Here is a 20,539-nt window from a genome sequence, read left to right on the forward strand (position 1 = left end):
TCAACGGGTGATGTCACCGACGGAGTGCAGGTCGGCCATCCGCCAGGTTCCGTCCACCTTAGACATGACCATCCAATATTCGGAAGGTGTATGCCCGCCGTACGGTGTCGTCGAGCCGGGTGTGGGCGTCCCCGACGACGAATCGGGCACGGTCACGACCTGATCGACGAAGGCGAGCACTCGGGCCCGGTCACGCTCATAGCTGCTGACCGCGACACCGACGACGGTCACCGACATCGTCACCGACGCGGCGAGGGCACCGGGCAGAACGACGTCGACACCGACGGCGTCGTAGCGCCCGAGAAGCGGATCGGCGAGCTGCCGACGCACCGCCGGGACATCGGACGCCACCCCGTCGGTGACGGTCATCAGCGCGGTGAGTGCCGCCGCTGCGGCCCGCCGGATGTCGTCGCGCTGGGCGTCGTCGGGTCGCGGCGCGGTGCTCACGGCGACGACCGCGCTCACCGCGGCGACGACGAGCGCGATCACGACGGTGACCACGCAGCCCGTCATGATCCGCCTGCCTCGCCGGGACAGTCGTGTGGTGCGCACCAGGGGTCGTATCCGTCCCCGCCGGCCGATCACGCCACCACCGCCGAATCCACCAGCCAACCATCCGCACCGCGAATCATGCTCAACCGCAGAGTGACCCGATCGGCGTCGGGGTCACCGCCGACGAGTTGCGGATCGGAGGCCTGCGCCACCAGCAGGACCTCGGCCCGTGTCCCGGTGTCGTCCGAGTCGGGATCGGTGACCAGGCCCGACGAGATCACCCGGCCCGTGCTCGCCACCGGCTGCGCGGCCACCGCCGCCGCGAGGGCTCTCGCCGACCGCTCGACCCGGTCGCGCTGCGGGCCCGAACTCAGCGCGAGCACCGCATTCACGTAGGTCTCCGCGTGCGCCGGATCGGCGCTGAGCATGGTGGTCGTCGCCGAGCCGGCCGCGGTCAGCACCGCGTCATCGGTGGCCGCGCGGCCATCGGCACGATGATCGAGGGTCGCATACACGATGGTCGTGATCGCCAGCGCCACCGCGACAAGCACGGCGAGAATCATGCCGTATCGGAACATCCGCGATCGCCGGCGCGCGCGGGCGCGCAGGTCGTCGGCCGCCGCGATGCGTGCGAGGCGCGCGGTGCGGGTGGCCGCGACGACCCGGTCGGCGGCCCGGGAGACCCGCACGGACTGCGCGGTGCCTTTCGGCGTCACTGCACCACCTCCACCGACGTGAGCAGCCAACGCCCCTCATGCGAGGCGAAATCGGCACGGACACTGTTGTGTTCGGTGGTCTCGGTTCCCCGGTCGGTGCGTGTGGTCACGCTCGCGCGGATCAGGGTTGCTCCGGTCGACGTGCCGACATCGACCAGTGCGACGGCCTCGGCCCGCCACCGCACGGCGGCAACACCCGACGCCGGCGGCCGTTGCAGTTGCGCGGCATAGGAATTCGCGAAGTCCCCGGCGATCACCGACCGCGCCCGGGCCCGATCGGATTCCCAGTGTGCGGCGTCGACGGAGAACACCGTGGCGACGATGTCGCCGGCCTGGGCACGCAGGGTGGTGCGGTTGTCGGCGACGGCCACGTCCTCGGAGTACGCCCGCACCCCCCAGGTCACCGAGGCGGTCAACAGCAGCAGGATGACCAGTGCCACCCCACCCGATACCAGGGCGACGGCCGGTGAGATGACACCGTCGCCACGCGATCGGACCGCCGAGATCGACTTCATGGAAGGTATTGCACCGCCGCCACTTTGAGCCGTCCGGCGTCTTCGGCGACGCCGACCCGCAGCCGGAAACGGCGATCGGCGTCGGCCTGTCCGTCGCTGCGATATCCCACTGTCGCCGCCACCAGGACCGTCGCCGACGACGCGGTCCGGGTGGCCACCCCGGTGCCGTCGATCGTGGCGGCGGCGACGGTGCCGGTGCGCCGCACGAAGGCGGTGTAGGCAACCGCCGATTGCGCGAACTCGTCGTAGAATCCACCGGTGGCGTCGTCGAGAATCTCGCGAACCCGTTGTGGCGCAGTGGCATCGGGACTGAGCAGCAGACCCACCACCCGCGACGCCGTGGCCTCGAAGTCGTCATCGGTGTAGGCGTCGGCGGCCCGAACCCAGGCCACCACACCAACCGTTGCGGCGATCAGCGCGGTGATCACGGCGAGCGCCGCACAGATCCACCACCACCGTGGGGCTCGAGCGCCGAGACCGGCGTCGCGTTGGGCATCGGCGAGATCGTCGAGCGCACGACGCAGTTCCCGGCGTGCCTCGCGGTCACGCCGAATACGCGTCGTCGGCATCGCCGGTCCGCCTTCCATGGCCGTCCGCCTTCTGTGGCCCACCAACTCCCGTTGGCGGGCGCAACCCACCCTAGCCGGACCGACCGGAACGGTTGACAACCGTTCCCGAATCCGTTCATTGCGCTGCGCATTCTCCGCATACGCCGCAGAATTGACGCACCACCTGACCGGGAGCGCCGACGATGACACAACCACAGCAGTCGATGTTGACCACCTTGTTCCGACGGAAACCCGTCCAGGGCGAGGGCGCGCCGGGTACGGCTGAGGGCGAGGCACACCTCGAGCGCAGTATCGGCACCTTTCAGCTGACCCTGTTCGGGGTCGGCGCGACCGTCGGCACCGGCATCTTCTTCGTCCTGCCGGAGGCGGTTCCCGACGCCGGCCCGGCCGTCATCATCTCGTTCCTGATCGCGGGCATCGCCGCCGGACTGGCCGCCATCTGCTACGGCGAGATGGCCTCGTCGGTACCGGTCTCCGGTTCCAGCTACTCCTACTCGTATGCGACGCTCGGCGAACTCGTCTCCATCGGCGTGGGCGCCTGCCTGCTGCTCGAGTACGGCGTCTCCGCGGCGGCCACCGCGGTCGGCTGGAGTGGCTATCTGAACAAGTTGCTGGACAACCTGTTCGGGTTCCAGTTCCCGAACTTCTTGTCGCAGTCACCCTTTCCCGATTCCGGCGACCCGGGGTGGTTCAACCTCCCGGCGGCCATTCTGGTCACGCTGTGCTGCCTGCTGCTCATCCGTGGAGCCAGTGAATCCGCGCGCACCAACACCATCATGGTGTGCATCAAGCTCTTCGTCCTGATGCTGTTCGCCGCCATCGGTTTCACCGCATTCCAGGCCGACCACTTCGCGGATTTCGCCCCCTTCGGAGCTGCCGGTATCACCGCCGCGGCCGGCGCCATCTTCTTCTCCTTCATCGGCCTGGACGCGGTTTCCACCGCGGGCGACGAGGTCAAGAACCCGCAGAAAGCCATGCCGCGCGCCATCATCGGCGCTCTCATCGTGGTCATCACGGTGTATCTGCTCGTCGCCATCTCGGGCATCGGGGCCCAGGCCTGGCCCAAGTTCGCCAGCCCCGAACAGCAGGACGCCGGCCTGGCGGTGATCGTCGAGGACATCACACACTCCACCTGGCCGGGCACCGTGCTGGCCGCCGGCGCGGTGATCTCGATCTTCTCGGTCACCCTGGTGGTCATCTACGGTCAGACCCGCATCCTCTTCGCGATGGGCCGAGATGGGCTGCTGCCCAAGGCCTTCTCGCAGGTCAATCAGAAGACGATGACCCCGGTGACCAACACCGTCATCGTGTCGGTGGTCGTGGGCATCCTCGCCGGCCTGCTGCCGATCGGCAAACTCATCGACATGGTGTCCATCGGCACGCTGGTCGCCTTCATGGTGGTCAGTGCCGGGGTGATCATCCTGCGCAACACCATGCCGAACCTGCAACGCACGTTCAAGGTGCCCGGCTATCCGGTCACCCCCATCCTGTCCATCGCGGCGTGTCTGTGGATTCTGTCCGGCCTGCACCTGGTCACCTACCTGGCGTTCGCGGCGTGGGTGTTGGTGTTCGTGGCGTTCTACCTGCTGTGGGGCCGCCGCAACAGCAGGCTCAACGACCTCACGGCGGAGGAACTGGCGGTCGGTGAGGGTACGCCACTGTCCTCGAGGTTCAAGGCGGCGGCCGCGGTGGTCGCCGCGCTGCTGCTGGGTTTCTTCGTATTCGGTGCCTGGTACAACCACCAGGATCGCAGCGAGGCGAGCGCCCCGCTGACCGATGCCACCGCGCTGTTGAGTGACTACTTCACCGCCATCGGCGACAAGAGCTGGGAGGACGCGAGTGCCCTCGCCTGCCCGGGCAGCCCGGCGGCAACCCTGGTGAATCAACTCCAACAGGGATCGACGGCCACCGTCCTGGGCACCACCGCGTACAACGGTTCGAGCGTCAGCCTCGAGGGCATTCCCGCCGACAAGGGCGACGACCACTACACGGCCTCCTTCACCATCGCCCAGGACACCGGTGACTCCGGGCAGTACCCATCGGAGGACACCATGACCGCCGAGGTCGATCTCGACGTGGAGAGCCCCTGCGTGATCTCCGTCGGCAAGAAGTGAGGTGAGGTTTCCGTGACCATCCTCGTCGGCTATGCCCAGGGCGAAGGCGGCACCGGCGGCGTGCAACTCGGCGCGATGCTCGCCGAGGCCGCCGGCACCGACCTCGAGGTGGCGACCGTCGTCCCCAGACCGTGGACCACACCGTCGATGGCCAAGGTCGACGCCGAGTTCGCGGCGTGGACCGATCAGATCATCACCGATGCCCGCAACGAGGTCGCCGAGTATATGGAGATCTATCCGCCGGACCTTCGGTGGACATTCACCCGACTCGATCACCGGACCGCGTCGGCGGCGCTGATCGCCCGGGCACAGGAGTCGTCGGCGGACGTGTTGGTGATCAGCTCCACCAGCGAAGGTCAGCTCGGCCAGATCGTCATCGGTTCCACCGGCGACGCGCTGCTGCACAAATCCCCGGTTCCGGTGGCCATCGCGCCCCGCGGATACCGCTCCCCCAAGGACGGGCAACTCACCCGGATCACCGTGGCGATCTCCGGATCGGGCGCCGAGGCGCAAGCGGTGCTCACCCGCGCCCGAGAGGCCTGGGAGAACACCCGGGTTCCGATCCGGGTGGTCACCTTCGCCGTCCGCGGCGGCGCGATGTATCCCCCGTTGGTGGGCCTGTCCACCGAAAGTGCGGTACTGGACGAGTGGAAGGCGCAGTCCGAACGCGACCACCAGACACTCATCGACGAGGGGGCGATCCCGTCCGGGGTCGAGTGCGTCGTCGCATCCGGCCGCGGCTGGCGTCAGGCCTTCGATTCCATCGACTGGCTCGACGGCGAAGTACTGGTGGTCGGCTCCACCCGCGAAGGTGTTCTGGCACAGGTGTTCATCGGGTCGCGGTCGGCCAAGTTGATCCGCCACTCGTCGGTACCGGTGGTGGTGCTACCCCGGTAATGGCCGGTGGTGGCCCGCTCAGCGACGCATACGGGCGTCGTAATCGGCGCGGCCGGCGGCGTCGACGTCGATGAAGACGCGGTCGAGTCCGGTGCGTCGGCGGGTCAGGCGCTTGAGTGCCTGGGGAAACACGGGATTGGCGTCGACCCAGCGCATCGACCGCGGCGCGGCCACCCGGGTCCTCGGTTCGGCGATCACCCCGACGACCGCCGCGGCCACGACGCCCGGCTCGACGGTCTGGATGAAGCGGTTGGTCTGCAGGCCGGAGATGAGACCGGTGCGGGTGAATGTCGGCATCACCGTGCTCACCCGGACACCGTCGCCGGAGAGTTCGGCGTCGAGTGCCTCGGAGAATTCGATGACGCCGGATTTCGCGGCGTTGTAGACGGTCAGCCCGGGCATCGGCAGACGACCCGCGACGGACGCGATGTTGACGATCTGCCCGGAGCGTCGGGCCACCATCCGTGCCGCCGCGATCTGACTGCCGAGGATCACCCCGACCAGGTCGATGTCGAAGGTCCGCCGGATGAGTGCCTCGTCGAAGCCCAGGAAGGAGCCGACCGGCATGATGCCGGCATTGTTCACCAGGACGTCGACGGGTCCGAGTCGCTCTTCCACCTCGTCGAGGAAGGCGGTGAAACTCGCCCGGTCGGTCACGTCCACCTCGAGGCCCTCGACGCCGAGGTCGGCGGCGGCCTTGCCGAGCACCTCGCCGTCGATGTCACCGATGGCCACCCGTGCACCGGCGGCGAGAAGCTGTGTGGCGGTTTCCAAGCCGATCCCCCGGGCACCGCCGGTGATCGCGATGACTTTGTCGGACAGTCGATCCCGGATCGCCTGCGGATCACTCTTGCCGAATGCTCGGGTGCGGCTGGTCATGCGGAGTCCCCCTCGGTGCGGTCGGTATGTCGTGGTCGAACGTGATCGGCACAGGGCCGGATCACCAGATCATCGGTGCCAGGAACTTCTCGGCGAACGCTCGCACCCGATCCGGTTCGCGGCGGGACTCATCAGTCGCAGGTGTCTCGAGGAACGAAATGACCAGGCGCACATGAATTTCCACCGCCTCGAGAAGGTCTTCGTCGGGCATCTGCGCCCCCGCCGAGCGGAGCGTCGACGCGACCCGGCCGGTCGCGATGTCGATGAACAGCGCCGTCACCGTTCCGGTGATGGGCGCCATGTCGTGGTCGGTCAACACCAGCCGCCGCATCAGCGGGTCGTCGGAGATCATCGCCGCACCCGCCGCGAAGGCCTCCACGACTGCTTCCTTCGGTCCCAGCCCGCGCACCGCGGAGTCCAGCTGCACCATCCCGTTCTCGTACAGTTCCTCCGCCACGCCGATCAGCAGTGCTTCCTTGTTGGGGAACCTCCGGTAAAGGGTGGAGCGGGAGACACCGGCCCGGCGCGCGACTTCGTCGACGTTGGCCCGCCGCACTCCCACCTCGGTGAACTCGGCGGCAGCGGCGGCGAGGATGGCCGCATTCTGATCGGCGGGACTGTCGGTGTTGCGGACCTTACGCCGGCGCACGGTCTCCGCTGCGACGTCGGCATCCATCGTCATCGTCCCGCCGCCGAGAGCCGTCGCATCGTCACCGGCAGTTTGTCCTTGGGCACCGGTAGCGCGCTGTAGTCCATCGGCATCTCATAGCCGCCGGGCACCGACCACTCATACCCCCGCAGCAGGTGATGCATGATCGTCTTGATCTCCATCTGCCCAAAGTACAGACCGATGCATTTGTGGACACCCGCTCCGAACGGGATCCACGCCATCCGATGCGACTTGTCCTCGGCCCGCTCCGGACCGAACCGGTCCGGGTCGAAGGTGTCGGGATCGGAATACAGTTCCGGGTCGCGGTGATTGGTCAGTTGAGGAATGGAGACGATTGTCCCCTTGGGGACGAAGAACCCCTGCACCGAGGTGTCCTTGACCGCCATCCGGGGTTGTGCCGGAACCGGCGGGCACAACCGCAGCGACTCCTTCATCACCCGGTCCAGCACGTCGAGTCGGGCGAGGTCGTCGTAGCCGAGGTGCCCATCGAGTTCCTGCGATTGCGCTCGCGCGGCCTCCTGCCATGTCGGCGCGGCCGCCATCCGGTAGGCCATCTGCGATATCGTGATCGTCGAGGTGTCGTGGGCGGCCATCAACACGAAGATCATGTGATTGACGACGTCCTCGTCGCTGAACCGATGTCCCTCATCGCTTTCGGCGTGACAGAGCACAGAGAAGAGGTCGGGGGTGGCCCGCGCACGTTTGGCCGGGATCTGCTCGAAGAAGAACTCCTCGAGAACCTTCCTGCTGCGCAACCCTTTCCACCATCGGCCACCCGGAACCGGTGCGCGCACATAGGCGACCCCGGCGCGCACGGTGTCGATGAAGGCCTTGTTCAGGCGCTCGGCGCGATCCCGGGACAGTTCGACGCCGAGGAACACCTCGAGCGCGACATCGAGTGTCAGGGACTTGAATTCGTCGAGCATCAACACCCGGCCGGTCGGGAATCGGCCCATCGCGTCGGCGATCAGCGGGGACATCTCCTGCATGTAGCCTTTGAGCGCGGCAGGCGTGAACGCCTCTTGCATGATGTGCCGATGGTGGCGATGTTCCTCGAAGTCGAGCAGCATCACACCGCGATTGAAGAACGGGCCGATGAAGTAACTCCATGCCGGGCCGCTGGCGAAGGCGCGGTCCTTGTTCATCAGGACCTCACCGGCGGCATCGGCTCCGGCGGCGGTCACCGTCTGGATACCGAGGGCGTTCAGGCCGGACACCGGTCCGAGTTCGGCACGTCGGGCCGCACCGTAGGCGAACGGATCGCGGCGCATCGCCATGATCTCCAGGATGCCGTTGCGCTGCACGCGCGGAACGGCGGTGAGCCCACTTCCGGCGGGCGCCGGTGCAACGATCGCGCTCACGGTTTTCCCTTTCGTCGACGATGCCGATGTGGGTCGACACACAGCCAATTGGAACAGATCATCTCATGTGTTCCTAGGAAACGGAATCATCGGGCCGGGACCGCGCCGCGCTCAGAACGGCATGACACCGCCTCAGACGCGCACACCACCACGCGCGGCGTTCGTCGTCGGCGAGTGTCGCGGCATCGGGGTTCTCGAGGTCGCCGCGAACGAGGTCGTCGGGGCCGAACCACGTCGGCGTCAACGCGCCGGCAACGGGCGTGAACGGCGGCGCGACGTCATGGGTGAACAGGGATCCCGTGCCGAGCCCGCAGGCCAGATCGAGCCGCCGCAGGGCCGCCGCCGCCGCGACCCCGGCCGTCATCCCGACCGCGGAATCCAGAGCGCTGGAGATGACGACGGGTAATCCGATCTGCTGCGCGAGGCGCAGCACCGATCGCATCCCGCCCAGCGGCGCCACCTTCATGACGGCGACGTCGGCGGCGTCGGCGGCACGCACCCGCATCGGGTCGGAGGCCCTGCGGATCGACTCGTCGGCGGCGATGGGTACGTCGACGGCGCGGCGTACTGCGGCCAGTTCCTCCACCGTCGCGCAGGGTTGCTCGGCGTATTCCAGGTCGCCGATCGCGCGCAGGGCGCGGATCGCCTCATCCACCGACCACTTCCCGTTGGCGTCGACGCGGACTCGTGGGACCACCGCCCGCGTCGCGGCCACCCGGGCGACGTCGTCGTCCAGCGATTGCCCGGGTTCGGCCACCTTCACCTTCGCGGTGGTGGCTCCGGGATATCGGGCCAGGATGGCGGCCACCTCGTCGGCGGCGACGGCCGGCACCGTCGCGTTCACCGGCACGCGATCCCGGACCTGTTCGGGCGGGCCGAGGTAGGCGGCCTCGATCCCGGCGGCCAGCCACGCGGCCGACTCGACGTCGTCGTATTCGACGAACGGTGCGAACTCACCCCAGCCGGCCGGCCCGCAGAAGATCAGCACCTCGCGTGCGGTGATGCCCCGGAACCGGGTGCGCATCGGCAGACGCACCACCATCGCCGATTCGAGCAGTTCGGCCACCGGCGGCAGCGACGTCGGCGACGACATGGGACTCACCGGACTCTCCTCTCGGGACGTGGACGACAAGAACGACTTTGAAACAGATCTGGAAAACCGTCTCTTCATGGGTTATCGTCCTGTCATGACAGTCAACCAGGGCTTCGACGAGGCGATCCGCGAGGCGGAGCCCGTCATCGACGAGACAGACCTGGACGACGCGCTGCCCACCCCGCGTCTCGGCGCGGACTCACTCATCTGGAAGTTCTACGGCGACAGCCGCGGCATCCTGGGCTTCCAACGCCTCGCCGGCACCGAGAACTGCATCGAACAGCTCGGGCAGGCCGTGTTGGACCATTCGGTGATCTTCAACGATTTCCTTGGTCGCGCGCGGCGGACCGGCCCGCCGGTGATGCGCACCGTCTACAGCCTCGAACCTGCCAAGTGGGGCCGCACGGTCCGCGACTTCCACCGCGACATCAAGGGCACCATCAGCGACGGATCGCGGTATCACGCACTGAATCCGGAGCTGTTCTACTGGGCGCACGCCACCTTCGTCGACCAGGTCCTCTACATCACCGACTCCTTCATCCGACGACTCTCGCAGGCCGAGAAGGAACAGATCTTCGAGGAGAGCAAGGTCTGGTACGAGTTGTATGGTGTCAGCGCCCGCAGTCAACCACAGACCTACGCCGAATTCTGTGCGTACTGGGACGACATGCTCGAGCGGTTCGTTCCGCACAAGACCATCGTCTACGCGACCGGCTACATCCGCCAGGGACTCCCGGCACCCAAGCGCATCCCGAAACCGGTGTGGAAGGTGATCTCGGCGCCGCTGAACGCCTTTATCCGCACCGTCATCGTCGGCACACTGCCCCAGCAGATGCGCGAGGTGTGCGATCTCGAATGGGATGACAAGCGAGAGAAGCGCTTCCAGCGATTCGCCGCACTCATGCGGGCGGCCAATCCGGTGGTCAACCGGCTGCCACTGAAGTCGCTGTACGTGCCGTGGGCGTATGAGGCGTGGCAGCAGGTGGGTGTGGATCCGCGGCCACTACACAACAAGCCGGCTGCGTAGACCTCGCCGGCCGGCGGTATTCACACGGCTGGGCCGTAGGGGATCGGGATGCCCGGGCCGCCGGAACGTTTCCCAGGGCGGGGTCCATTCGGCCGTCGGGCAGGCCGGGCAGCCCGCCCAGCCGCGACGCGACGCCCGGGACTCCTTGCGCAGGAATCAGTCTGACCGACGGGACGCGCCAGGGCACTCGGCGCGGCGGCGTGGTCTCCCAGGCCGATCTCGGCCACGCACTCGGCGAACTCCCCCACGCTCCGGGACGCAGCATCCCAGCGCTCGCCCGAACTCATCGGTGCGTCGCCCCTGCGTCGAGGAATCCCCCTGCCACCCGGGCGAAGTCGGCCTTACGGTCGCGATGCACACTGTGCCCGGCATCGATCACCTCGAACCGCGCATTCGGCAGGGTGTCGGCGACCGTCCGAAGATGCTGCGGCGGAAGGAAACTACGGGTTCCGCCAGAGATGATCAACGTGCGAGCCGAGACCCCCGGCAGCCGATCCCACCATCGGGGTTGTGCCACCGCGAATTCGGCACCGACCTGCTCGCCGACGGCGCGGTCGAACCGCACCACCGGCATCGGATTGAGCAACAACGAACCGATGCCACGCAGCCGTTCCCCGAGGCCCGCGCCGACGACGATCTTCTCGTCGAGATCGGCCTGATCGCGCGGCATCGGCGGCAATTCCTCGAGGACCATCGACCCGACGCGATCCGGCTGCGCCATCGCCAGCCGCAGCGCCGTCTGCGCACCCAGTGAATGGGCCACCACGTCGACGCGCGGCACATCGAGTTCGTCGAGGATGAATCCGAGATCGTCGGCGAAGGTGTCGAGACCGTACTGGTCGGCCCGCCCACTGCGACCGTGCCCGCGCAGATCCACCGCCACGACCGACCGTCCCGCTCGCCGCAACGCCGCCGCGAATGACCGCCAGGTGCCGTGATCACCGCCCATCCCGTGGACCAGCAGGACCGGCGGACGGCGATCGGCCGTGCCCCCGGCCGCGGCCACAGCCAACGCCAGGTCACCGGATTGCGTGGCACGGTGCAGCAGTCGCATCGCGCCCAAGCTACCAGCGAGTGCGAACCACCGCGCACACCCCTTCAGTCACACGGGGCCCGGTACGCCATCCCCGGGACGTTGATCTCCCACTCGTCCGGGGTGATCTGGGCACCCTCGCGGGCACAGTGCGCGCCGATGAGCTGATCGGGACCCAGTGTCCACGACTCGATCACGCCGCCCTCCCCGGCTGCCAGGATCCGGTTCCCGGAGACGAACCGGACGTCGTACACCCGACCGGGAAAGGACCGCAGAACCACCTCGGGTGTACCCCCGTCGTCGAGATTCCACACCCAGATCTCCGAGTTCCCGCCACCGGCGATCACGCGGTTGCCGTCGGAGGAGAATCCGGCGCTGTAGAGCTGCCCGGCCGGCCCCGACAGCCGGGCCACCGTGTGCGGTGAGTTCGGGTCGGAGATGTCGGCGACGACGACGTCACGTTCCTCCGAGGTGGCGACCAGCCTCCTGCCATCGGGACTGAACCGCACCGCCAGCGCGGCCCCGTCGAAGGTGATCGGATCGGGATGGGCGTGGGGCGCTCGGGGATTGGTGACGTCGTAGGTCTTCACCGCCCCGGTGGACGTGGCCACCGCCAGGGTGCGTCCGTCCGGGCTCAGCGACGTCCACCACACGCCACCGCCGATGTCGATCCGCGCGGCGACGGTGGGAGCCGACCGGTTCGACGCGTCGATGACGGTCAGGAAGGTGCTGTCGGTGCCGCCGGTGACGGCCACTCCGGAGACCTCGCTGTAGTCGACGGTCTCGTTGAGGGTCTGCTGCGCGTCGACGGAACCGACGATCCGTGCATGCGCCGGATCCGACATGTCGGCGAACTGCACCGTCCCAGTGACGGTTCCCATCGTCGCGATCTGACCCGAGGGCGACATCGTCACGGCCCCCGAGTAGACCACTCCCGCGGGCGGAACGAGGTCGGGTCCGGCCCGTTCCAGGCCGCCCGCACCGACGCGCCACTGGGTGATCCGGCCGTCGATCCCGGTGTCGGCGGCGAGCAACCGGGTGGCATTCCCGTTCACCGGGATCTGATACACGCTGTTGGTGCCGACGAGCGTGGCATTCGAGGTCGGTGGCCAATCCTGCACGCGACCATCATCACTGGAGGAGATGATGTGGTCACCGGCATAACTCACCGACACCGGGTTCGACGATCCGTTCAAGATCTGGAGCGGCAGCGTCGGATTGGTCAGGTCGAAGACGCGAACGGTGTTGTCGGCACCCGCACCGGCAACCCGGGTGCCCGCGGCGTTGACGGCCACCGCGGTGACATAGCTATCGAACCCGCCGAGCGATGCGACATCTCTCGGTGCGGCGAGATCGGTGACGTCGATGACCTCGATGACCCGACTTCGCAGCGCGGCAAGCAGTCTCGATCCGTCCGGGGTGAAGGTGATCCCCTGCGCGAGTTCGTTGTCCCGCCACGCGTCCAACGCAATCTCGCCGGTCGGCAGGAGGGAATCCCCGTCGATGCGCCACAGGTCGATCCGTTTGTTGGCGCTGCTGGTCGCGAGCACCCGCCCGTCGGGGCGGAATGCCGCCGCACCGGCAACCCCGGAGACTTTGTCCGGCAACGTCACCGGTTGCCAGCGGTCGGCCGCACGCACCCATGCCTGCACTCCGACATCGCGGACCGAGGCCACCACGAACCGGCCGTCGGGGCTGACGGTGAGCGCGTTGACGTCGCCGCGGACCCCAGGAAAGTCGATGCCCCGCAACGGATGTTGCGGATCGGACACGTCCCACGCGGTCAGCGTGCCCCGCCCGCCGAGGAGCAGCGTCGAGGTGCCCGGCAGGAATGCCACACCGCCGAGCCGCCCGCCTCCGCCGGGTGCCCGGAAGTCGGCGAGCTGGTGCTCGATCCCCGCGTCGGACACGCTGAAGATCCGAACCTGGCCACCACCGCCGGCGGCGGCCAGCAGTGTCCCCGACCGCGCCAGCAACACCGACCCGGCCTCACCGAGGAACCGCGCCGGCACCGGATGAGCGGACGCATCGATGAGCCGCGATCGCGCCTCCAGCGTCGGGGAGGTCTGGTACGCCACCATGGCCAGCTGCGCGGACAGGGACGGATCCCGCTCGGCGAGGACGGTTGATTGCACCGCGAGTTGACGGCTCAACGCCTGGTTGGTGGCCAGTTGCGCCTGCTCCCGCTGATCACGAATGTGCAGGCCCGCGGCGGCCGCCGCGACGGCGGCCAGGACGGCGACGACACCGAAGACACCGGCGGCCACCGCGAATCGGCGCAACTGCCGGGTGCGCCGGAACTCCCGACGCTCCTGGGCCGCGAGGCGGGCGGCACCGGCCTCCAGGAAGTCCCGGCTCGACCTGTCCAGTGACACCGCGTCGTCGGCCAGCGGACGGAAGAGTTCCAGGCGTGCACGCACCGGAAGCAGATCATCGGGACGACCGTGGGCCTCCCACGGCTCCACCAGCGACCGCAGCCGACGCCGCAACAGCAGCCGTTCACGGTCGGCGTCGATCCAGCCCAGCAGGCGAGGCCACGCCGTCAACAACGCCTCGTGGGCGACCTGCGCGTGCGTCGAAGAGACGGTCACCAGCCGGGCCGCGGCGAAGGTGTCGAGGACCCGCGCGGTCGCCGGATCCGGGTCATCCCCATCGGCACCGAGCCCGCAGAGCGTGACGGTCCGCCGCGTCACCGTGTCCTCGTCGACGTTGATCATCTCCAGCAGGACGTGCCGCGCATGAATCCGATCGGTCTCGCTCAGGGAGTCGTACACCGACTCCGCGGTCTGCTCCACCGCGCCGGAGATCCGCCCGGTCGACAGGTAGTCGCCGACGGTGAGCCTGCGCTTGTCGGATTTCTCCCACGTCGAACGCAAGGCGTGCGACATCAGGGGCAGCACACCCGCACCGGCATCACCGGTCGGTGCGACGTCGTCGAGGAGCATCGTCACGAGGTCGTCGTCGATGGCCAGACCGGCGATCTCGGCCGGCGCCACGATCGCCTCGCGGAGCTCGTCGAGGGTCATCGGAGGTACCAGGATCTGCGAGTCGGCGAGAACCGGGGCGAGCGACGGACTGGCCGCCGCGCGACCGTAGAAGTCGGCACGCAGCACGCCGACCATCACCGAGCGGCGGTCGCGGAAGGATGAATCCAGTCGCTCGACGAAGTGGCGACGGACCTCGATGCTGCTCTGTGTCCAGAGTTCCTCGAGCTGATCGACGACCAGCAGGACCGGCCCGCCGTCGGTGGCCGGCGGCAACTCGGCGAGAGCCTCGTCGAGCGCGGCGACGGGATCGTTGCCCGGGACCATCAGCGCCGCATGCCACTGGGTCAGCTCCCCGTCGGCCCCGACCCACGGCAGCAGCCCGGCGCGCACCAGAGACGACTTGCCGACACCGGAGGCACCGACGACGACGACCGCCGACAACCACTGGCCCGACCCGGCAGGCGCGGTGTCGGGCAGTCGAGCACGCACTATGGCCACCAACCTGTCGACGAGTGCACCACGGCCGAAGTACCACGCACCGTCCTCGGCGGTGAACGACGCGAATCCCCGATACGGCGCGACCGTCGACGCCTTACGCCGCTGCCGTCGCGACGATCGTTCGGCGGCGGCCCACCACCGCGCCACATCGTCGGGATCGGTGACCCCGCAGGCCGCCAGCACCCGCTCGAACATGTCCCGGCTGGCGCGCGTCGGTGCATGTTGCCCGGCGAACCAGCCGGCGACCGTTCCCAGCAGGGCGTCGGCCTCGGCGGCGACGTCGCGGACGCTGAGTCCGGACTGCTCACGCAGCCCCGTCAACGCCCGGCCCAGCTCGTCGCGGGTCGAAACGGCGTCCGGCCCCATCGCTTGCGAACGTCCTCTCATCGTCGGCGCTCGTTCGTATTCGCGCAGGTCAACGTATCGACAAATGTATCGACTTACCGCGAACGGCGGTTTCGCGGCGTCGGTTGTCGGTGACCACGGTGAGGATCACCTACAACAGGGATTACCACACCTCACGTCGTTGCCGCTTGGGTCGGGTCAGGCACGTCGCATCACAAGGAGCTCGACATCACCACCCACGACACCCCCCGATCCACCGACCGACCCGGGCACAACGTCCACATCCGTCACCTCTACGCGGTCGAGCGGGCCGACCCGGTCCGGCCGCGGCTGTCCCGTCGGGAGATCGAGGTCCTGACCGCCTGGCTGCGCGCCGAGTCTAAGCAGGAAGCCGCCGCGGCACTGTTCATCAGTGTCTCGACGGTCAGCACCCACGTCGCGCGCATCCGCACCAAGTACGACAACGTCGGACGGGCCGCCACCACCAAGTCGGCGTTGTTCGCCCGCGCAATCCAGGACGGCTACGCCTCGCTCGACGATTGGTGAACCGCTTCACACGGCACCGTCGACGACGCGGTACCGACCCTCGTCGTGCGAGGTCCGGTGCCGCGTCGTCGACGGTGTGCCGCAACGCAGCCGCTCATCGTTTCCGTTCCAGGTGCCGCATCCCCTGTCGGCACCTGGTCCACGATCAGCGGTCCCTGAACCATCCGGCGTTCTTCGCCCGCCAGACCATGTCTTCCCAGTAGCCCCACGTGTGTGTCCCCACGTTGGGGAAGTCCGTCGTGAGCGGGATGCCCTGCAGACTCGCGGCCACCTCGAAGGCCCGTGACTGCGCGAGGGACACCATCTCCAGGGGAGTGCCCTTCACCGAGTTGACCGCATCGGTGTTATAGGGCCCCCAGGTCGCCGATCCGGCGGCCACCCGGATCTTCATGCCACGCATCCTCGGCAACTGCACCAGGGCGTCGTTCTTGCCCCACCGCTCGTTCCACGGCGGTCCCCACATCGAATCGGCGTCGAACGGACCGACCCCCGCCTCGACGCCGGCGTCGATCAGCGCCAGCCGGATGGCCTCCCGCATCGTCGGCGCGGACAGGTTCACATATCCCGACATCGAGAAGACGTGGGAGATGCGCGCCCGGTGGTAGGCGCCGTAGATCATCGCCGATCCGCCGCCCATGGAGATGCCCATGATCGCGTACTTGCGCCACGGACCGACCGCCAGGCCACGCGCGTCGAGGGCCGCCACGATCCGGTCCAGCCGGCAGGTCCACATGTAGCGGTAGCGGACCTTGTTGCCGGGGCTGGCCTTCTCCCAGTTGGTGTAGAAGCTGGCCAGACCGCCGACCGGTTCCACGACGTTGACGCCGGAATTGGCCAGGCGCTGAATCCGGGTCTCGTGCCGCCACCCGCTCATGTCGCTGGTCGCGCGGAGACCGTCCAGGGCGATGACCGTCTTGTAGTTGCCGGCCCGGCTCCAGATGTCGACGGGACTCGCGGGCATGCCGCATCCGCCGACGCTGATCCGGTTGAAGGTCGACGCCTCCGCGTCGCCGACACCGCCGGCCATGGTCACCGCCACGGCCGCAAGAGCGATGACCGCAGCCACTATTCGTCGGCCCCTACGTTTGTGGACCGACCGCCTCAGAACTGAACGCACCGCCGAACATTAAGCCGCCCCTCACCCCGACGACCAGGGCTGTGACCATGCGGCGCCGACATTGAGATCGGTCAGTTACCCAAGTGGCAATTGTGACTGAATGTTACTAGTGTGACTCCTGAGGTATCTCAGAGTGCGTCAATGACCCGTTTTCGCGCCGCAGCGTACTCCTCGTCCGTGATGACGCCGCGCCCGCGCAGAGCGTCGAGTTCGGCGAGACGCTGCTCGGGACCGCGCGCCGGAGGCGGCGCAGTCAACAGCGAGGGCGTTGTGCCGACCGGCCGACTTCCGCTCGGCGTCACCGGAGCCGACGATCGCATCACCACGTCCATCACCTCCCGGCGTGCCACCGGATCGCTCCGTAGGTCGACCGAGCCCTGCACCGTGATGCCGTGACGGTGCAAGATCGCGACGATCTCGGTCAGCGCATCGACGTTGCCGGTGAGATCGTAGGTGCGACCGTCGGCGCTGGAGGAGAACACCGCGGGTACCGTTCCGGCGAGCAGTGCCGATCCCTGCCAGTCGACCTCGATGTCCTGGGTCTCGGGGTCGACGAGCACCGCGAGGCGACGGGCGTGCAGCAGGGGTTGCTGGTACATCGGCACCCGGGCGGTGATGACCTTGTCGAAGGCGACCACGCCACGACCCTCGACCCGTAATCCGAGCCGCATCAGCGGTTGATCGTTGACGGTGACGTGGGTCTGCTCGATGGACCGGATGTGGGCCACCGCGACGACCCCGCTCGCCCGGAGTCGGGTGGCCCGGACCCGCGACCGCGACACCGCCGTGGACACCACGACCGCGATGACGACGTCGAGGATGGTGATGCCCAGACCCGACCACAGCATCCATCCGGTGTCCGGTTCGTCGATCACGAAGTACATGAGCAGAAAGATCGGCCCGACGATGCCGCACACCATGACGAACAGGAAGGTCGGCAGGAACGTGCGCAGATAGCTCGGAAATCTCGGCCCGGTCCCCTCGACGCCGAACATCGACATGCGGCCCAGCCTACGCCCGGCTCCACGATTCTGAGAGATTCCGGTGGAAACGGTCACGAAACGGCCGCGAACGCCATCCCGGTGTGGTGAATCCGCCGATCGTCCCGATACTGAGATCACCTGACGGACAACGTCTCCCACGCGGAGACGGCACACGACACCGAGGAGGTGGCCAGAAGATGAATTGCCAACCCGCCGACACCGAGTTCGGCCATCATCAGGCCCCCGGTGTCGCGGCCCGCAGCGTCACCCACGTCTGACCTCTGTTCACGTAACACGCTGCGCACCAACCACATTGATCTGCCCGACCTCGTCGATCGACAGGTCCGTTCGCCGGCCTGAACCCGTGACGTGATTGCCGGCGTGATCCTGCCCCGAGGCGGCGTCGCCGCCCGGCCCTGCCCCCTACCCGAAAAGCGGTGCACTCTCATGACCCGACCCGATACCTGGGGTATCCCCGGTCCCACCTTCCTGGCGATCTACGCGATCGTCGCCGCGACGGCCGTGTGCGTCGTCGTGATTCGCCGACGGCCGGCAGAGCTCACCCGCGTCGACACCGACGACCTCACTGCCGCGCATGTCGGCATGCTCATCTCCGACGATCGGGCCGTCCTCGCCGCCGTCACCCAGCTGCGGGTGACCGGCCTGATCGACTCCACCGGGCGAGCGACCCGCCGGCTCGGCGAGACCGACAAGGCGGACCACGACACTTTCGTCCGCGCGGTGCACCTCCGTCTACCCCGGACGACGACCGCCCCGGTGCGCGACGCGGCGATCGCCCTGCGGGAGCTGCGTTTCACGATGGCACAGCAGGGCCTGCTGTACTCCCGGCCCCGTGCACTCGGGATCGGCATCCTCACTCCCGCAATCCTTCTCGGCGCGGCGCGGATGGTGTCCGGCGCGGCCAACCGCAAGCCGATAGGCTACCTCGCACTGATGGTGGCCTGCCTCGTCGCGGTGGCCACGTACTGCCTGATCCGCCCGCGTCGCCTCACCGCCCAGGGAGCGGCGACACTGTCGGCCCACCGCCGGGCGAACACCCTTCTCGAGCCACGATGGCGACCGGCCCTGACCACCATGGGGGTGCGTCACTGTGCGCTTGCCACAGCGCTTTTCGGCGTCGAGGCGATGTCGCTGGTGGACGCACGACTGGCCGCGAACCCGGCCGCGTTCCCGGCGACCACCGCACCGCGACCGACCATCACCCACGTTGCACCCGCCCCGGCACAGCGGAGAGCCCACCGGCGCACCACCAGTTGGGGATTCCTCGGCAATGGCGGCGGCTCCGACGGTGGCGGATTCTTCGGATGCGGTGGCGGTTCCAGCAGTTGTGGTGGCGGCAGCAGTAGTTCGAGCAGTTGCGGTGGTGGTGGAGGTGGTTGCGGTGGCTGACCGACAGAACCTGGCGCTGAACCCACATCCGATCGGCGGCGTCGGTATCGGCTGGCGGCCCGAGATCGCCGCCGTCGTCGCCGACCTTCCCGGCCTGCGATTCTGCGAGGTGATCGCCGAGACGGTCGCCCACATCGACATCGATCCGCTTGTGGCACTTTCTATCCCGGTGATCCTACACGGTGTGGGATTGTCGTTGGGTGGCGCCGAACCGGTATTGGATGGACGTATTGCGGTGTTGGCCGATGCCGCAGCGCGGCTGCGCTCCCCGCTGGTGAGCGAGCACATCGCCTTCGTCCGCGCCGGTGGCCTCGAGGCCGGGCACCTGCTGCCCGTTCCCCGCACCCGCGAGGCGCTGGACATGCTGTGTGCCAACATCGTCCGCACCCAGGCGAGCCTCCCGGTGCCACTGGCGGTGGAGAACATAGCAGCCTTGTTCTCCTGGCCCGAGGACGAGTACACCGAAGGGGAATTCGTGTCCGAGATCATCGAACGCACCGGGGTGTACCTCCTCCTCGATGTCGCCAATGTGTATGCGTGCGCGCTCAATTCGGGAGTCGACCCGGCGACGGAGCTGGCCCGGATTCCGACCGAACGCATCGCATACTGTCATGTTGCCGGCGGATCGTCGGACGGGACGGTGTATCACGACACCCACACCGACCCCGTCCCGGCACCCGTCCTCGACCTCGTCGCCCGGATCGCCGCGACCGGGCGTGCCCCGGCGTTCATGCTCGAACGTGACGGCGCCTATCCCCCGGCGCGGGAACTGCTCACCGAGTTGGACGCGATCGCCGATGCCGCCGGGATGGACCGGGTCACCGTGGGCAGCGGCTGGTGGGCGGCGTCGTGAGCGCCGACGGCCGCCGTACGCTCGCCGAACGTCAGGAGGAGTTGGTGCGCGCCCTCGTGGCGGGCGGCGCCGCACCCGAGGGCATCGATGCGGCTCGTCTGCGGATCACCGAGGAGGCGTTGCTGCGCAAACGGGCCGGCGAGGTGGCGCGCCGGCTGCCGCTGGCCCGGGCCGAACTGGGATGCCGGTTCGGTGAGCTGTTCGTCGAGTGGGCGCGGGGCCGGCCCCGACGGCCGGGAGACGAGGAGGCGGGTGCGTTCACCGAGCACCTGATCGCCGTCGGCGCCTGGGTGCCACCGGCGGTGGCCGGTCGCCGGCGGCGATTGTTCCTGAGTCGACCGCTCCGCAGCCGGCGAAGCTGAGTAAACGAAGCTGAGTAAACACTGAGGAAGATTTCCCGAATCTCGGCAATCCGCCACCGCGACGGTGGCACA

General features: G+C 68.2%; 19 protein-coding genes and 1 pseudogene. 7 read left to right on the forward strand and 13 right to left on the reverse strand.

Annotated features, from left to right (window positions below; genetic code table 11):
• From ACWDPV_RS00245 to ACWDPV_RS00260, 4 genes are all read right to left on the reverse strand, one after another.
• Window positions 1-513, reverse strand: a complete 513-nt coding sequence (locus ACWDPV_RS00245; protein ID WP_348805596.1) for a hypothetical protein — start codon at window positions 511-513, stop codon at window positions 1-3.
• Between the two features lie 68 nt (window positions 514-581).
• Window positions 582-1,208, reverse strand: coding sequence for a hypothetical protein (locus ACWDPV_RS00250; protein ID WP_449741279.1), 627 nt, complete (start codon window positions 1,206-1,208; stop codon window positions 582-584).
• On the reverse strand, window positions 1,205-1,723 hold the full coding sequence (locus ACWDPV_RS00255; protein WP_449741280.1) for a hypothetical protein: 519 nt from the start codon (window positions 1,721-1,723) through the stop codon (window positions 1,205-1,207). The genes ACWDPV_RS00250 and ACWDPV_RS00255 overlap by 4 nt, the downstream gene beginning before the upstream one ends.
• The gene (locus ACWDPV_RS00260; RefSeq protein WP_449741281.1) at window positions 1,720-2,310 is read right to left on the reverse strand and encodes a hypothetical protein; all 591 of its coding nucleotides are present in this window, start codon (window positions 2,308-2,310) and stop codon (window positions 1,720-1,722) included. The genes ACWDPV_RS00255 and ACWDPV_RS00260 overlap by 4 nt, the downstream gene beginning before the upstream one ends.
• A gap of 164 nt (window positions 2,311-2,474) precedes the next feature.
• On the opposite strand from ACWDPV_RS00260, the pseudogene ACWDPV_RS00265 reads away from it, so the two are divergent.
• Both ACWDPV_RS00265 and ACWDPV_RS00270 read left to right on the forward strand, forming a co-directional pair.
• Window positions 2,475-3,911 (forward strand): annotated as a pseudogene (locus ACWDPV_RS00265) (amino acid permease); the annotation flags it as partial.
• A gap of 507 nt (window positions 3,912-4,418) precedes the next feature.
• On the forward strand, window positions 4,419-5,303 hold the full coding sequence (locus tag ACWDPV_RS00270) for a universal stress protein (protein ID WP_449741282.1): 885 nt from the start codon (window positions 4,419-4,421) through the stop codon (window positions 5,301-5,303).
• Between the two features lie 18 nt (window positions 5,304-5,321).
• Here the strand turns inward: ACWDPV_RS00270 and ACWDPV_RS00275 are convergent, their stop codons facing one another.
• From ACWDPV_RS00275 to ACWDPV_RS00290, 4 genes are all read right to left on the reverse strand, one after another.
• Window positions 5,322-6,182, reverse strand: a complete 861-nt coding sequence (locus tag ACWDPV_RS00275) for an SDR family oxidoreductase (RefSeq protein ID WP_449741283.1) — start codon at window positions 6,180-6,182, stop codon at window positions 5,322-5,324.
• A 61-nt stretch (window positions 6,183-6,243) separates the two neighbouring features.
• A complete protein-coding gene (locus ACWDPV_RS00280) occupies window positions 6,244-6,858 on the reverse strand; it encodes a TetR/AcrR family transcriptional regulator (RefSeq protein ID WP_348805605.1) in 615 nt (204 codons plus the stop codon).
• Between the two features lie 2 nt (window positions 6,859-6,860).
• Window positions 6,861-8,213 carry a cytochrome P450 gene (locus ACWDPV_RS00285; protein ID WP_449741284.1) on the reverse strand — a complete coding sequence of 451 codons (1,353 nt, stop codon included), beginning with the start codon at window positions 8,211-8,213 and terminating at the stop codon, window positions 6,861-6,863.
• A 73-nt stretch (window positions 8,214-8,286) separates the two neighbouring features.
• A complete protein-coding gene (locus ACWDPV_RS00290; protein ID WP_348805648.1) occupies window positions 8,287-9,306 on the reverse strand; it encodes an o-succinylbenzoate synthase in 1,020 nt (339 codons plus the stop codon).
• Window positions 9,307-9,400: 94 nt separating this feature from the next.
• On the opposite strand from ACWDPV_RS00290, the gene ACWDPV_RS00295 reads away from it, so the two are divergent.
• A complete protein-coding gene (locus ACWDPV_RS00295; RefSeq protein ID WP_449741285.1) occupies window positions 9,401-10,333 on the forward strand; it encodes an oxygenase MpaB family protein in 933 nt (310 codons plus the stop codon).
• A gap of 283 nt (window positions 10,334-10,616) precedes the next feature.
• Here ACWDPV_RS00295 and ACWDPV_RS00300 read toward each other — a convergent pair whose 3' ends face one another.
• The gene (locus ACWDPV_RS00300) at window positions 10,617-11,387 is read right to left on the reverse strand and encodes an alpha/beta fold hydrolase (protein ID WP_348805611.1); all 771 of its coding nucleotides are present in this window, start codon (window positions 11,385-11,387) and stop codon (window positions 10,617-10,619) included.
• 44 nt (window positions 11,388-11,431) lie between these two features.
• The gene (locus tag ACWDPV_RS00305; protein WP_449741286.1) at window positions 11,432-15,217 is read right to left on the reverse strand and encodes an nSTAND1 domain-containing NTPase; all 3,786 of its coding nucleotides are present in this window, start codon (window positions 15,215-15,217) and stop codon (window positions 11,432-11,434) included.
• Window positions 15,218-15,478: 261 nt separating this feature from the next.
• Between ACWDPV_RS00305 and ACWDPV_RS00310 the strand changes: the two genes are divergently transcribed.
• Complete coding sequence (locus ACWDPV_RS00310) at window positions 15,479-15,742, forward strand: response regulator transcription factor (RefSeq protein ID WP_348805649.1); 264 nt, start codon at window positions 15,479-15,481, stop codon at window positions 15,740-15,742.
• Window positions 15,743-15,887: 145 nt separating this feature from the next.
• Here the strand turns inward: ACWDPV_RS00310 and ACWDPV_RS00315 are convergent, their stop codons facing one another.
• The 3 genes from ACWDPV_RS00315 to ACWDPV_RS00325 form a co-directional block, all read right to left on the reverse strand.
• On the reverse strand, window positions 15,888-16,769 hold the full coding sequence (locus ACWDPV_RS00315; protein WP_449741867.1) for an alpha/beta hydrolase: 882 nt from the start codon (window positions 16,767-16,769) through the stop codon (window positions 15,888-15,890).
• A 218-nt stretch (window positions 16,770-16,987) separates the two neighbouring features.
• Window positions 16,988-17,860 carry an SHOCT domain-containing protein gene (locus ACWDPV_RS00320; protein WP_449741287.1) on the reverse strand — a complete coding sequence of 291 codons (873 nt, stop codon included), beginning with the start codon at window positions 17,858-17,860 and terminating at the stop codon, window positions 16,988-16,990.
• A gap of 116 nt (window positions 17,861-17,976) precedes the next feature.
• Window positions 17,977-18,114, reverse strand: coding sequence for a hypothetical protein (locus tag ACWDPV_RS00325; RefSeq protein WP_449741288.1), 138 nt, complete (start codon window positions 18,112-18,114; stop codon window positions 17,977-17,979).
• Between the two features lie 175 nt (window positions 18,115-18,289).
• On the opposite strand from ACWDPV_RS00325, the gene ACWDPV_RS00330 reads away from it, so the two are divergent.
• From ACWDPV_RS00330 to ACWDPV_RS00340, 3 genes are read left to right on the forward strand one after another with little or no spacing between them, the layout of a single operon-like run.
• Entirely contained in the window at window positions 18,290-19,252 is a 963-nt protein-coding gene (locus tag ACWDPV_RS00330) for a TIGR04222 domain-containing membrane protein (RefSeq protein WP_449741289.1), read from the forward strand.
• The gene (locus ACWDPV_RS00335) at window positions 19,245-20,105 is read left to right on the forward strand and encodes a DUF692 domain-containing protein (RefSeq protein ID WP_449741290.1); all 861 of its coding nucleotides are present in this window, start codon (window positions 19,245-19,247) and stop codon (window positions 20,103-20,105) included. Before ACWDPV_RS00330 ends, ACWDPV_RS00335 begins: the two co-directional genes overlap by 8 nt.
• Window positions 20,102-20,467, forward strand: coding sequence for a hypothetical protein (locus ACWDPV_RS00340; protein WP_449741291.1), 366 nt, complete (start codon window positions 20,102-20,104; stop codon window positions 20,465-20,467). Before ACWDPV_RS00335 ends, ACWDPV_RS00340 begins: the two co-directional genes overlap by 4 nt.
• Window positions 20,468-20,539 lie beyond the last annotated feature (72 nt).

This window comes from Gordonia sp. NPDC003504, assembly GCF_053587995.1.